The organism is Leptolyngbya sp. AN10, assembly GCF_050565645.1.
In the GTDB taxonomy this organism is placed as follows: domain Bacteria; phylum Cyanobacteriota; class Cyanobacteriia; order Leptolyngbyales; family Leptolyngbyaceae; genus Leptolyngbya.
Genome location: NZ_JBNXVP010000024.1, coordinates 25,218 through 39,342, shown reverse-complemented (window position 1 = coordinate 39,342; position 14,125 = coordinate 25,218). Strand labels below are relative to the sequence as shown.

Sequence of the window (14,125 nt, the reverse complement as noted above, 5' to 3'; positions counted from 1 at the left end):
AGCGGCTTTGCTGCGTTGCCAGTCCGCCCGGAAATAAATCTCCGGGCTAATGGAGGAAACCCCGCTGAAGCGGACTAAGAGAAGTAATACGGAGTTCTTAGCCCAGTTTAGTGGGCTTCCCACAATTAGCCCGGAGATTTATTTCCGGGTGGGTGAATGCGATGAACGACTACCTTTAAAGCACCCTCTAAGGTTTCAGCACAACCTTAATACAGTTATCTCGCTTATGCTTGAACATTTCATAACCTTGTGGAGCCTGATCCAAAGGTAAGGTATGAGTAATCACAAATGATGGATCAATCTCGCCTCTCTGAATATGTTCGATCAACGGTTTGAGATAACGATGAATGTGGGTTTGTCCCATCTTGAAGGTTAATCCCTTGTTGAATGCGGCTCCCATCGGAATTTTATCGAGGAAACCCCCATACACACCTGGAACCGAAACCGTCCCACCTTTGCTACAAGCCACGATCGCTTGTCTTAAAGCGATCGGTCGATCGGTTTCCAATCGAACCGCTTGCTTCGCTTTATCTACCCAGTAGTCGATGCTCGTTCCATGCGATTCTAAGCCCACCGCATCGATCACCGAATCCGGTCCGCGTCCGCCCGTCATTTCCTTCAGCGCATCCCCAACATCGAGTTCCTCATAGTTCAGCACTTCTGCGCCGATACTCTTCGCCATCTCTAAGCGTTCAGGAACTCGATCGATAGCAATCACCCGATCTGCACCGAGCAGAAAGGCACTCTTAATCGCAAACTGTCCAACAGGTCCACAACCCCAAACCGCAATCACGTGTCCCGGTTTGATGTCGCAATGTTCTGCTGCCATGTACCCCGTCGGGAAAATGTCAGTCAAGAACAAAACCTGCTCATCGGTTAGCTCAGGCGGAACTTTGAACAATCCGGTATCAGCAAACGGCACACGAGCATATTCAGCTTGTCCGCCTGCATATCCACCAAAGAAATGTGAATAACCAAACAATCCAGCCGGAGAAGTTCCGTACAACGGTTCAATCATCCAGGCGTTTGGATTGGAGTTATCACACAGCGACCAAAGATCTTTTTGGCAAAAATAGCAGTTCCCACAGGAAATCGTGAACGGAACGACTACTCGATCGCCAATTTTGAGATTCTTTACCGCAGGTCCAAGCTCGACAATCTCGCCCATGAATTCATGTCCAAGAATGTCACCAGACTGCACCGTTGGAATGAACCCATCATAGAGGTGAAGATCAGAACCGCAGATTGCAGTCGATGTAATTTTGACGATCGCATCTCTTGGATTCAAAATCTTCGGATCAGGAACAGTGTCTACTCGAACATCAAGCGCATTATGCCAACAGAGAGCTTTCATTATTTTTCCTCTTCAAATACTCTGGTCTGGCGGTTGCGCTGATAGTATCCAGGTTCTTCTTTGACTAAGATCTTTCCGTTCGGCTCAATCGTTTCTTGGCGCTTACCGAGAAACTCTTTGGTCGAAGGTGCAAGCGGTTCATCTAAGTTCAGCTTTTCTTTGACGTTTTCAGCAATGCCTTTCAAGCTTTCTTTGGCTTCTTCGATCGTGTTGCCTTTTGCATCGATCGCGGGTCGATTTTTGCGAACTTCTTTAGCCGTGTTTAGAGTTTCATGATTCCGCAGCTTTGCCGAAGAATCGGCTTCTCTGAGTTTTTGTCCTGCTTCTTGAAGGCTACCCGCATCGCGCATGATGTTTTGAGCTTCATCGGGAGCGATCGCAGCATTCGCGGAAACAGTGGCGGTAAACAATAGCGTCAGGAATAGCACAACACTCAGAACGAGGGTTGAGAAAATCTTGCGTAAGTCTTTCATAGTTAAGGTCTCAGTAGAACTTTGATGCACTTATCGGTTTTGTGCTTGAACATTTCGTAAGCTTGTTTCGCCTCAGTCAGCGGCATGTGGTGAGAGAACGTAAACGCCGGATCAATGTCACCTTTAAGCACGTGATCAATCAGTTTCGGCATATAGCGCTGTCCGTGCATTTGTCCCATTTTGAAGGTAAGACCTTTGTTAAATGCAGCACCCATCGGCAATTTATCAATAAAGCCGCTATACACGCCCATTACTGAAATCACGCCACCTTTACGACAAGCAACAATCATTTGGCGCAAAATATGAGGTCGATCGGTTTCGAGTCGAACGCTCTGTTTTACTTCGTCGTACAGTCCCATCAATCCGGTTCCATGCGCTTCCAATCCAACCGCATCAATGCAGGCATCGGGTCCGCGTCCACCCGTCATTTCTTTGAGAGCGTCCCCAGCATCAACTTCCTCATAGTTAATGATTTCTGCACCGCATTGCACTTTCGCCATTGCTAACCGTTCAGGAAAACGATCGATCGCAATCACTTTCTCTGCACCCAATAGATAAGCACTCCGAATTGCAAACAATCCAACCGGACCACAACCCCAAACCGCGATCACATCTCCGGGCTTGATATCACACATATCCGCGCCCATGTATCCAGTCGGGAAAGCATCCGAAATCGGTAAGGCTTGCTCGTCGGTCATGCCATCAGGAATTTTCACACAGCCATGATCGGCAAAGGGAATCCGAACATAATCTGCTTGTGCGCCTGCATATCCACCGAATAGATGCGAGTAGCCAAAAATTCCACCTGTGCTATATCCGAATAGCGGCTCTTGGAGTGCGCCCCCTGGATTTGAGTTATCACAGAGTGACCATTGTTGGTGAGAACAGTAGTGACATTGACCACAACCGATAATTGAAGAAACGACGACTCGATCGCCTTTTTTCAGTTTTCTAACTCCGCTCCCAATCTCAACAATTTCCCCCATAAATTCATGCCCGATAATGTCTCCGGGCTGCATTGAGGGAATGTAACCATCATAGATATGCAGGTCAGAACCGCAAATCGTAGTGGCTGTAACTTTGAGAATGGCATCTCTGGGATTGAGGATGCTTGGATCAGGAACATTATCGACGCGGACATCATTCGCGCCATGCCAGCAAACAGCTTTCATTGTGAGTTACTTGGATAAATGAACAGAGAGACAGAGATTTGAGCAAATTGCGGCTTGTTTTTGCAGGAACCAGAGAGCATTTCAGAAACACTCGCTTCGTTCAATCCCGCCCCGGAATAGAATTCGGGGCTAGTTGTGCGAAGTCCGTTGAAACGGACTGAAAATCTTCGATTTGGCTCTCAGTCCTCTTTAGTGGACTTCGTTTTGTTAGCCCCGAATTCCATTCCGGGGCGGGTCAGCAACGCAGTGCAATATTTCTAAAACACACTACCCATGACAGCGAGGTTGACCTTCAGTAGTGGCAATCTCACCCGCTTCCATCAATTGCTTAAAGCGACGGAGTTCATCACCAACTTGCTGTTCTGGCTCTTCCCCAAACAGTTTTGCTAAAGCTGCCGTCAATCGACCGCCCACAATCTCGTATTCCATCACGACTTTCACTTCAGTTCCTCGATCTCCTGGTGCTGGAGTAAATCGCACAAATCCCGAATTATCGACATCTGCATTTTCCAGCGATGCCCAAGCGATCAATCGATTTGGCTCATCTTTGATTACTTCTGCATCCCATTCGACTTCCTGACCGAGAGGCGCATTCGCCACCCAATGCGATCGCTTTCCGCCTTCGCTCACTGTGATGGATTTCACGTGCTTCATAAAGGTCGGCAGATTCTCGAAGTTATGCCAATAGTTGTACAGTTCTTCAGGAGATTTATTAATCGTGACGGTCTTCTCAACTTTCATCGCTTTGTTGAGTCCGACAGCATCAGTGACCTTCTCGGTTAGGCTTTTTTCAGCAGTTGCACCATGATAAGCAAGACCACCCCCCGCGATCGCAGTGAGAACTCCTCTGAGCGATCGTTGTTGTAGACCCATTAGCACCATTGCACTACCCCCGACGATCGATGCCCATTTTTCGGTATCGGTCATCGGTTGCTGTTCAGAAGAGTTAATTGTTTTGTTCGATTCAGTTTCCATAGTGACTCACAGTAAATTGAAACAGAGAAGTCGAAAATCTTTGAGACCTTCGACTTCTGGAGAACTATGCGCCCGTGACCGCAGGACGGCTCGTGGGTTTGGGAGATTGGGGAGTACGATCGCCCAATCGATCTTTGTAGAGATTTGCAATTCGCTGCTCGTCTCTTGCCAAAGTCACTTCCATTCGATCGAGAATTTCAACCGTTGCAGGATCAGTCAGCATATTGCGGAGATTGTAAGTATCAACCACACCCGTTTGCAGGTCGCCTAATGCCCGTCGCAAGATCTCAACATCGGTTTGATCGTTCTGGAAGAAGGATTTAATGCTGGCGTAGATATTGCTAACAGCGGCAGGCAGCGAAGGTCTTTCGTTGAACACAGCCAGCCGCGCTTCTAACTGTTGGACGTGCTGATTTTTGTGCTGCAAAATCTCCTGGAACAGTTCTTTCATTGCATCATCGGTGGCATTGTCGTAGTAATGCTGGAAGGTTTCCAGGCTATACCGCTCACCTTGGAGGGCAGTATTCAAAGCGCTGATGATTTCACTTCTGCTAGAACCACCCCACTCCTCACCAAGCTTCCACCAGCCTGCATCGAGATCGCTGATCAAAGGCAAAGTTGTATCTGGAATGCTGAGATCTAACTGTTGCAGAATCGCAGTCACAAAGATCGGCAAATCTCCCGGACGACGAGAGGTGATCAAGTTATCATCAATCACCAAAGGTTCATCAACAAACTCTGCTCCTGCATTCTGCATATCTTTGCGAATTGCCCGGAATCCGGTTGCCCGAACCCCATCTAACAGATCGCCTTCGATCAGAACTTGCGGACCATGACAAACAGAAGCAACAATCACACCGTTTTCTAGTGCATCCTCTACGAACTGCACTGTTTTCAGGTTGGTTCGCATCTGATCAGGTGCATGACCGCCTGGAATAATCACCGCATCGAAATCTGTTGCGATCGATTCGGTCGTCGTAGCATCCGCATTGATATTGAGCTTACCTTGCTTACCTTTGTATTCTTCATTCACACGAGAGCCGAGAACTACCACTTCGGCCCCAGCTTTTTTCAGCGCATTGTAGGGAAGCTGAAATTCCGCATCTTCAACGCCCTGCTCGATTAAAATAGCAACCTTTTTGGGCTGCGTGTCCATCACCATTTGCTGCGTCTCCCTTGTGTCTAGACTGGTCTTCGATCGCGTTCGGCTTTTTACACACTAAGAAGAAAAGCTCGATCGCTCCTCATTCGGATGACAGAAGCAAATCTCCTTCTCTAGACGGATCAAGGAACTTTCTATGTGAAGAGTTTGCTTTGATTGCAATTCGTTAACTTACAAATGTGCGATGCCTTAGAGCGGGAGAACACGATGACATACAGCAAAAATCCAGGATACCAAGATATCTCTGACGAAGCGGATCTAGAGGCATCGTTGCATAATTTGGGCGGCGATGTTGAAGACCTTGAAGACGAAGATCTCGAAGAACAGGACTACGGCGATGTTCCGCAAGAGTATACCGAGTCGTATGGAACGGGTGTGATGGAGATGCCTGGATATACGATCGGCGGTCGAACCATGCACGATCGAGAAAGTGAACTGCATGAAGCGTCCGCAGTATTAACGGGTGGCGATATTGATGCGAACTATGAGCAAGCCAATGCGGTCGGGGATGAGTCGGTTGGCGGCACAGTTTCGACTCCAGATATGGACATTGTGGATGATTTGGGTCGGGCAGTGGGCTTAGAAATGAGCGACTACAACTATCTGCACACGAATGAGATTTTAGAAGGACGCGACGAACGGAGATGGGAGCTTGAGCCTTCCTCCTCTGAAGATTACCAAGACCGTAGAAACGAAGAAGATTACTAACTTTAGAACAATGAACTTAAAACCGATTAGTGAGCAAGTCGTCGCAGTTGTCGGCGCATCGAGTGGGATTGGACGGGACACGGCTCTAAAGTTTGCGGAACGGGGTGCGAAAGTGGTAGTCGCTGCCCGGAGCCAAAAAGGATTAGCGACACTGGTTGAAGAGATTCATCAACTGGGCGGAGAAGCGATCGCAGTCATCGCGGATGTGGCAGATTTTAATCAGGTTAAAGAGATCGGAGATAAAACGATCAACCGTTTTGGCAGACTCGATACTTGGGTTCATGTTGCTGCAACTGGAATGTTTTCGACCTTCGATCGCATTACGCCCGAAGAGTTCAAGCGCGTGATCGATGTGAATTTAATGGGTCAAGTCTATGGTGCTATGGTCGCTTTACCGTTGCTAAAACAAGAAGGGCGCGGTTCGTTCGTCAGTATTACCTCAGTAGAAGCTCGTCGATCGCTGCCTTATCAAAGTCCCTACTCTGCTTCTAAGCATGGCGCAATGGGGATGATCGATGCACTACGATTGGAATTGAAGCATCAAGGCTATCCGATCAATGTGGCAAACATTCTGCCGGGAGTGATCAATACTCCGTTCTATAACAAAGGTAAAACGAAGCTTGGTGTTAAGCCAATGGCTCCCCCTCCGTTTTACAATGCCAGCTTAGTTACGGATGCAATCTTGTACGCGGCTGAACATGAAGTGCGTGACTATGTAGTAAGCGATGTGGGTAAGATTCTGGATGTCGTTCAGCGAATTTCACCAGGATTAGTCGATTTAGGCTTGTTAGCTTTTGCGTTCCCGCTACAGCGCACCGATGTTGAGAAAGGCGAAGACGATCCGAACAATCTGTTTGAGCCGATCGAGGAACCAGGATACGATCGCATTGATGGCGATTACAAGAAATTTGAAATTCCGAGCTTCCTTGATCACATTGATAAGACTCCTGCTTTCTCGATCGGAGTACTCGCGGCTGCGGTTTTAGGTGGACTTGCGTTGCTGGGTGGATTTAGCGATCGGAGTTAAGTGTTCCAAAGTTCATAAGCTGTTCAACCTCTCTAAATGTGGGGCGAGTTTTAACTTGCTCTGCATTTTTCTTTTAGAAGCATGTTTGAAAACCATAAAAAGCTCCCCCGCTCCGTTCCATCTCGCCCCGGATTGAAATCGGGGCTAACAGAACGAAGTCCACTGAAGGGGACTGACAGCCAGCTTAGGTAAGATTTTCAGTCCTTTTTAAAGGACTTCGCACTGTTAGCCCCGATTTCAATCCGGGGCGGGTCATGCAATAAACGATACTTTTCAAACACCTCTAGGTTATGCCAAGAAAAAAGACAGTTTCAATTCAGCAACTTGCTCAAGATTATTTAGGCTACGACGATCTTCGACCCGGACAAGAAGCCGCGATCGCATCCGTTCTCGAACATCGTGACACGCTCGCTGTAATGCCCACCGGATCGGGCAAATCCGCAATTTATCAACTGACAGCGGCAAGAATTCCAGGAGCCACGATCGTAGTCTCTCCACTGTTAGCGCTTCAGAAAGATCAAGTGGAATCGATCGCAGTTGAAGTTGGAAATGCAGCAGTTGTTAATTCAACGATTTGTGCTGCCGATCGAGCAAATATCTTTGAACAATGGCGCAATGGAAAAATTGAATTTCTCTTTCTTGCACCGGAGCAATTTAACAATGCAGATACGATCGAGCATTTACAATTTGCTTCTCCGTCACTGTTTGTCATTGATGAAGCACATTGCATTAGTGAATGGGGTCATAGTTTTCGCCCGGACTATCTGCGGTTAGGAACCGTGATCGAAGCTTTAGGGCATCCGACTACGTTAGCTTTAACTGCAACTGCATCCCCTCCAGTCCGCGAAGAGATCATTCAGCGATTGGGAATGAACAATCCTCGGATCATTGTTCGGGGTTTCGATCGACCGAATCTTCGTCTAGCAGTCGAGAACTATGATGATGAAGCGGAAAAGCGCGAAATTTTCATTAAACGAATTCAGCAATTAACAAAGCCAGGAATCGTGTATGTTGCCACTCGCAAAGTTACGGAATCTTTGGCGGAATCACTGAATGAAGCCGGAATTAAAGCAATTCCATATCATGCGGGACTCAAGAACAAAGAACGCGAACAAGCTCAAAATGCTTTTATGTCTGATGAAGCAGAAGTGATTGTGGCAACCACCGCGTTTGGAATGGGTGTGGATAAACCCAATGTTCGATTTGTGTTGCACTACAACATTAGTGACTCGATCGATAGTTACTACCAAGAGATCGGACGCGCCGGACGCGATGGCGATCCTGCAAATATTATCTTGTTCTACACACCCGACGATTTGAACTTACGCAAGTTCTTCTCCGGTGGCAGCAAGCTAGAGAAAGAGAAAGTTATTCAACTCGCTGAACTGGTTCAACAACAATCCGAGCCGATTCGCCCGAAAACATTAAAATCGCTGATTGACTTATCAGGAACGAAAATAAAGACAACCTTAAGCCATTTAGAACTTTTAGGAATCGTTGAAGCATTGCCAACTGGAGAAGTGACCGCAAAATCTGATCCTCCTGATTTAGATCAAGCTGCTGAGGAAGTCTTACACGCTCAGGAACGGAAAATCAAAGTCGAGCGATCGCGCTTAGAGATGATGCGAAATTATGCTGAAATTCTCGATTGTCGCCGCAACTACCTATCGAATTATTTTGGCGATCCCCGTGAAGAATTGTGTGGAAATTGTGACAACTGCGCCTGTGGAGCCGCCGACCAGCAATCGACCGCTCGAAAACCGTATCAACTCAACAGCCGCATCGCTCACAAGTCTTGGGGAGAAGGCACTGTGATGCGCTACGAGAGCGATAAAATCGTCATTCTTTTCGATGAAGTTGGATACAAAACGATCAGCCTGGAAGCCGCATTATTACGGGGATTGCTCCAACGAGTCAATGCTTAATCTCCCCCCACTCCCCACTCCCCACTTTCTCCCCTCAGCCAGAGTCTTAATGGAATCTTCCACGCTACCTTAAAGCGATCGAGCTACCTTGAAGAAAACGATCGCGTTCTTGCCGTTACAGAGTTAGCAGAGAAATTTTATGGCACAAAGTTTTGGTGTAATTGGTCTTGCCGTGATGGGTGAAAACCTGGCACTCAACGTCGAGCGAAATGGCTTCCCGGTCGCAGTCTACAATCGGAGCCGCGAAAAGACCGATGCCTTCATGGAAAATCGGGCAGGCGGAAAAAACGTCAAAGCCGCTTATACGATCGAGGAATTCGTTGCTTCCCTCGAACGCCCCCGCAAGATCTTGATTATGGTGAAAGCGGGAGCGCCCGTGGATGCCATGATCGAACAATTGAAGCCGCTACTTGATGAGGGTGACATCCTGATTGATGGCGGTAATTCTTTATTTAGCGATACTGCCCGCCGCGCCCGTGACCTCGAAGCCGCAAAATTCACCTTTATCGGAATGGGTGTGAGCGGAGGTGAAGAGGGTGCGCTGAATGGACCTAGTTTGATGCCGGGTGGCACGAAATCCGCTTACGAATACTTAGAGCCGATTTTGACCAAGATCGCAGCTCAAGTCGATGATGGCGCTTGTGTGACTTACATTGGTCCGGGTGGTGCAGGTCACTACGTCAAAATGGTTCACAACGGGATCGAGTACGGCGATATGCAGTTAATTGCAGAAGCTTACGATCTTCTGAAAAATGTAGGCGGACTCAGCAACGAGGAACTGCATGAAGTGTTCATGGAGTGGAACACGACTGCTGAACTGAATTCCTATCTGATCGAAATTACGGCAGACATCTTCAAGGTTTACGATCCCGACACCCAAAAACCGCTGGTCGATTTCATCCTGGATGCTGCTGGACAAAAAGGAACGGGACGCTGGACAGTGACCGATGCGCTCGAACAAGGTGTAGCGATTCCCACGATCATCGCTGCGGTGAACGCTCGAATCATGTCTTCCTACAAAACCGAGCGGGTCGAAGCCTCGAAACAGCTAACTTATGTCAGCCCCACTTTCGACGGTGATAAGAAGCGGTTTATCGATGCCGTTCGCGATGCCCTGTACTGCTCGAAAATCTGCTCTTACGCTCAGGGAATGGCACTGCTGAATGTGGCATCCCAAAACTACGGTTACGAGCTAGATCTGGCAGAATGCGCCCGGATTTGGAAAGGCGGCTGTATCATCCGAGCGGGTTTCCTGGGCAGCATCCAAAATGCGTTCATCGAAAATCCAACGCTGCCGAACTTGCTCTTGGCTCCTGAATTCAAGCAAACCATTCTCGATCGACAATCTGCATGGCGCGAAGTGATCATGGCTGCCGCTCGTCACGGAATCGCCGTTCCTGCGTTCAGCGCATCGCTCGACTATTTCGACAGCTATCGCCGCGATCGCTTGCCACAAAATTTAACACAAGCACAGCGCGATTATTTCGGGGCGCATACCTATCTCCGCACCGACAAAGAAGGCGTATTCCACACGGAATGGACGCATTTGGCGGAAGAATCCTCATCGAGTTTTTCGACTCCACAAAAGCTCACTTCAGACCAACCGCGTCCGAGTGCAGATGATGTTGAGATCAAAGAGGTGCAGACTAATCGTTAGTCAGTTACACTAAATCAACTAGCTTGGGAACGTCTGTGAACAAAGGTCGATCGAGGAGTTTCTTCGATCGACCTTTTCAACGTCTGCGCCTCTTATCTAACCGTTCATAAGCCGCCTGTGTTTCCGGCAAACTCTCATAAGTTACGAGATATCGCTGCGTCCAATCCTTCAAATACGACGCAAACCAAATCTCGATCGGAATTAAATCATGAGCATCCGATCGACCATTATTGTGGCTGAGGTGGATTGCTTTTACTCGATCGAGCATTTCTAAACAAGTTTCCTCAGTCCGCACCTGATCGCCCTGATGCCAAATCAGAACATGAGACACATCCAGCAATAATGGATGCTGAACTAACGTATCCAAACTAGAACACCAATACTCTGGTGAAGGCATCACTTCCACATATACCGGAACTTGAACGGTTTCTTCTAAAGCTTTCAGCGCATCTTCGAGTTGAGATCGATCGAACTCTTTCCTTAACGGCGCATGAAGCGATAAAGCTGCGACATTCTGCGATCGGGCAAATTCCACGTAAGGTTTCCAGCTTCGAGGCTCATTCAACATCAACCGACAGCGGAAACCGTTGCGATAGAGACACGAATCATGCAGAATCAGCGGCACATTCGGATAGCGTGCATCGACATCGCAAGGAGAACCGATCGCGAGTTCGAGAAAATCAAGCTGAAGCGGTTGACGCAGTTCATCGAAAATCGTAAGGCAATCGGGGAGGGGACGAAGCCCGATCGCGGTAATACTTAGTCCTAGCATTCTTGAACCTTTGGGAACTGTAAATAAGCCCGATCGAGACGTTTAGAATGAAATAGTGTTATCAACAAATAATAGTAAAACTATACTACTGCATGAGTGATATTTCCCAATCGTCGATCGACACTCTAGAAGCCGAAAAAATTGCGGCTCGACAGCACTTACTCAAACTTTCTCCTGCTGAAGCTCAAAATCAGGTCAATCAAACACTACACGCCGAACTGTGGCGAGTCCAGATTGACGGGTGTTCTATTGATCGATCGACTAATTTTCCTTTAGCAAGTTGTGTAATGTCTCCACTTACGCCTGATGCTCTCAAAACTGTATTACAACAGCTTCAACAAGCTGAAATCAATTTAGTGATTGTAGGGGGTCAGGCGATCAACCTGTGGGCAATGCAGTACTATCAACCGACCTCAGAATGGGACGAACTTCAGCCTTTTGCAAGTATGGATTTAGACCTCTTTGGCGGACGACTCGAAGCGGTTCAATGTTCAGAGGTATTATCTGGAACACTGACTCTCGCAAAGAACTTTGATCCTTCTCCCAATGCGGGTGTTGTAATGCTCAACTGGCAAGATCGACCTTTCCGAATTAACGTTCTATCGTCTGTGTATGGATTGAATGATACTGAAATTGTTAATACTGCTTTGCCGTTTCTAGGAACAGATGCGCTGTCCGGCGTTCAGCTAAAAGTTTTACATCCATTGCTATGTTTGGAAAGCAAGCTGAAATGTTTACGCGGTTTAGATCAGACTGCTCGACAAGATGAAAAGCACGTTCGATTAGCAGTTCTGATTTTACGGGCTTTTTTAACTTCACAGCTTGCTAGTCAACCAACTCGATCACTGCTCAATGCGATCGAACGAATTGCAGATAATATCTGGACAGATGCGGGTCTAAATGCTTGGTATCAGTACGGCATTGAGATTGAATCTGCAATTCCAATAGAGGAGATTCAACCTCAGCAAACTCCGCAATGGCAAGCTTTTACGTCTATTCGATGGGCGCAAATTACAGATCGAGCAACGACAAAGCGATCGCAGTACGAACAATTGATGCGCCGATACGAGCAATAAAAGTGCGCCCAGCAAGGGGACGAAGCTCGATCGCGGCAATACTAAGTTCTAACATTAGAGAAACTCCGTAGCGTGAACATACTTCGCTTCTGTCACAGTCTCCTCATCGACAAAAGCAAGTTCACCAATAGTCTCCAGCCAAAGTTCTCCCAATTTGTCGTGATACTGAAGTGCTTTGAGAGCTTTGACGATTTTCGTCTCAAGTTCACAATCTGTTTCGTCAGGTGATTGCCTGAAGAATGCGAGAGCAGCAAACCATCGATCGATATCAAAATTCTCTCTTTGAAAGTCTTGCCATAGTTGTACTATCAGGTTTGTCTGCCCAGTTGCTTCAAAGATTTGTCTGAGCCGCTCGGAAAACTCTAAAACGGTTTCTTCGGGTTGTCGATCGAAGATCCGATTCTCGATGATCCATTGTTCAAGATTGAATTCTCGATCGTCGCGTTCAAAATCTAGAAGATTCAAGCTGTGTGCGCGTTTCTGGTGATGAATCAATGCCTCGATCTCTGCTTTGTCTCGATCGGAATAAGACGAAATTAGCTTTGGAGATCCCCATTCTTCGACTCTCCACCCTGCAAAATCAGTGATTAGATAGTACGAATCGTCGTTATACCCGATCGCTGATTCGTAAACGTGATAAATTCGATCGCCTGGATTTAATCGAACTCCTTGTGCAATCGCGCTACTCGCTTTTTCTGAATCAATCAGTGACAACAATTCACATGCTGTCACTCTCACTTTCAACTCAGCATCATCAAGCAAATTAATTAATAGATTAATCCCATTTGCATCATAGTTCAGCGTATCAGTTAACAGATCAATCTTTTGCTCCGGAGTTGCAAGCTTCAAGCGTTGTCGCAATCCCTCAACTCCACCTAGCACAACGCTATTCGGTAGATTTTGACCTCCTAAAATTGCATCTGTGTTATTAGGTTGCTGGGTCATAGTTCGAGAGTCAAGGATAAATTTATTGGTAGTTGACCGGAATTCGTTCTAAAAGCCTTGATCCAAATACTTTATCTAACTCTAAATAATCAAGATGAACATAACCGATGTGACAGTGGCAAGTTTGATTTGTACAAAGTCGATCGAACAAAACTTTCTCAAACTCCCGATCGTAAATACTCCCGATCGCATCTTTAATAAAATGACATCTGCGAATAGTTCCTTTTCCATCCACTGAAATTACGGATTGTCCTGCTCTACAAGATTCTCCGAAGCTTGGATAGTGCTTCGTGTTCAATTCATAAAGTGGGTCAATCGATTGAAAGAAAGCGCGATCGTCTTCTGCCAAATTCGGAAGTTCAACTTTTACTGCATTAATCCATAGATAAACGCTTTGGGGTAGTTTCTCGCGTAATGTTGCGATCGCGTTTCTGAACTTTGCGAAACCAACTACACCGACACTGAAGCAAATGTTTTGAGCCATTAAGCGATCGCACTTTTCGAGAAAGCGATCGAGGTCTGACCATTCAGGATGAAACGTAGTCCACAGCGCGAATGTTTCGGGATTTGCCTGATCAATCCAATGCAAATCACAGGATAGATTCGTCTGGATTGCAACTTTGTGAACGTTTGGAAGATGAGACAGCTTTGAGAGGGCTTGCTGATAGGCAGAATGTATTAGAGCCTCACCCCAAGGCGTAAATAAGATAGAAAAGTCGTGCTCAGGATGATTCGCGATCCAAGTAGCAAATCGATCGAGTTCTTGTTTGTCGATCGCCATTTCCGCCGCTGTTTGCTGACGTTTTGCAAATGGACAATACTCGCAACCATAGTTACAGCTAACCAGCGAACCTCGATACAGAATAGTAAGGTGCATTG

At 47.0% G+C, this 14,125-nt stretch carries 13 protein-coding genes; 5 read left to right on the top strand and 8 right to left on the bottom strand.

Annotated features, from left to right (window positions below; all coding sequences use genetic code 11):
- Positions 1 to 187: 187 nt before the first annotated feature.
- From ACQ4M5_RS27475 to ACQ4M5_RS27455, 5 genes are all read right to left on the bottom strand, one after another.
- The gene (locus tag ACQ4M5_RS27475) at positions 188 to 1,354 is read right to left on the bottom strand and encodes a zinc-dependent alcohol dehydrogenase (RefSeq protein ID WP_430678940.1); all 1,167 of its coding nucleotides are present in this window, start codon (positions 1,352 to 1,354) and stop codon (positions 188 to 190) included.
- Positions 1,354 to 1,827 carry a hypothetical protein gene (locus ACQ4M5_RS27470; RefSeq protein ID WP_430678939.1) on the bottom strand — a complete coding sequence of 158 codons (474 nt, stop codon included), beginning with the start codon at positions 1,825 to 1,827 and terminating at the stop codon, positions 1,354 to 1,356. The genes ACQ4M5_RS27475 and ACQ4M5_RS27470 overlap by 1 nt, the downstream gene beginning before the upstream one ends.
- Positions 1,828 to 1,829: 2 nt before the next feature.
- A complete protein-coding gene (locus ACQ4M5_RS27465; RefSeq protein ID WP_430678938.1) occupies positions 1,830 to 2,999 on the bottom strand; it encodes a zinc-dependent alcohol dehydrogenase in 1,170 nt (389 codons plus the stop codon).
- Between the two features lie 267 nt (positions 3,000 to 3,266).
- Positions 3,267 to 3,974, bottom strand: coding sequence for an SRPBCC family protein (locus ACQ4M5_RS27460; protein WP_430678937.1), 708 nt, complete (start codon positions 3,972 to 3,974; stop codon positions 3,267 to 3,269).
- 64 nt (positions 3,975 to 4,038) lie between these two features.
- Positions 4,039 to 5,136, bottom strand: coding sequence for a DJ-1/PfpI/YhbO family deglycase/protease (locus tag ACQ4M5_RS27455; protein WP_430678936.1), 1,098 nt, complete (start codon positions 5,134 to 5,136; stop codon positions 4,039 to 4,041).
- A 207-nt stretch (positions 5,137 to 5,343) separates the two neighbouring features.
- Here ACQ4M5_RS27455 and ACQ4M5_RS27450 point away from each other — a divergent pair, with 207 nt between their 5' ends.
- From ACQ4M5_RS27450 to gndA, 4 genes are all read left to right on the top strand, one after another.
- Complete coding sequence (locus tag ACQ4M5_RS27450) at positions 5,344 to 5,844, top strand: DUF6335 family protein (RefSeq protein WP_430678935.1); 501 nt, start codon at positions 5,344 to 5,346, stop codon at positions 5,842 to 5,844.
- Between the two features lie 10 nt (positions 5,845 to 5,854).
- A complete protein-coding gene (locus tag ACQ4M5_RS27445) occupies positions 5,855 to 6,871 on the top strand; it encodes an SDR family oxidoreductase (protein WP_430678934.1) in 1,017 nt (338 codons plus the stop codon).
- Positions 6,872 to 7,161: 290 nt separating this feature from the next.
- Positions 7,162 to 8,796 carry a RecQ family ATP-dependent DNA helicase gene (locus ACQ4M5_RS27440; RefSeq protein ID WP_430678933.1) on the top strand — a complete coding sequence of 545 codons (1,635 nt, stop codon included), beginning with the start codon at positions 7,162 to 7,164 and terminating at the stop codon, positions 8,794 to 8,796.
- 139 nt (positions 8,797 to 8,935) lie between these two features.
- Complete coding sequence (gene gndA, locus ACQ4M5_RS27435; RefSeq protein WP_430678932.1) at positions 8,936 to 10,453, top strand: NADP-dependent phosphogluconate dehydrogenase; 1,518 nt, start codon at positions 8,936 to 8,938, stop codon at positions 10,451 to 10,453.
- A gap of 76 nt (positions 10,454 to 10,529) precedes the next feature.
- Here gndA and ACQ4M5_RS27430 read toward each other — a convergent pair whose 3' ends face one another.
- A complete protein-coding gene (locus ACQ4M5_RS27430; protein ID WP_430678931.1) occupies positions 10,530 to 11,225 on the bottom strand; it encodes a hypothetical protein in 696 nt (231 codons plus the stop codon).
- Between the two features lie 92 nt (positions 11,226 to 11,317).
- Between ACQ4M5_RS27430 and ACQ4M5_RS27425 the strand changes: the two genes are divergently transcribed.
- Positions 11,318 to 12,301 carry a hypothetical protein gene (locus ACQ4M5_RS27425; protein WP_430678930.1) on the top strand — a complete coding sequence of 328 codons (984 nt, stop codon included), beginning with the start codon at positions 11,318 to 11,320 and terminating at the stop codon, positions 12,299 to 12,301.
- A 54-nt stretch (positions 12,302 to 12,355) separates the two neighbouring features.
- Here the strand turns inward: ACQ4M5_RS27425 and ACQ4M5_RS27420 are convergent, their stop codons facing one another.
- Both ACQ4M5_RS27420 and ACQ4M5_RS27415 read right to left on the bottom strand, forming a co-directional pair.
- Positions 12,356 to 13,246 (bottom strand): hypothetical protein, encoded by an 891-nt coding sequence (locus ACQ4M5_RS27420; protein WP_430678929.1) that lies wholly within the window; start codon positions 13,244 to 13,246, stop codon positions 12,356 to 12,358.
- A gap of 22 nt (positions 13,247 to 13,268) precedes the next feature.
- Positions 13,269 to 14,123 carry an STM4011 family radical SAM protein gene (locus ACQ4M5_RS27415; protein WP_430678928.1) on the bottom strand — a complete coding sequence of 285 codons (855 nt, stop codon included), beginning with the start codon at positions 14,121 to 14,123 and terminating at the stop codon, positions 13,269 to 13,271.
- Between the last annotated feature and the right edge of the window lie 2 nt (positions 14,124 to 14,125).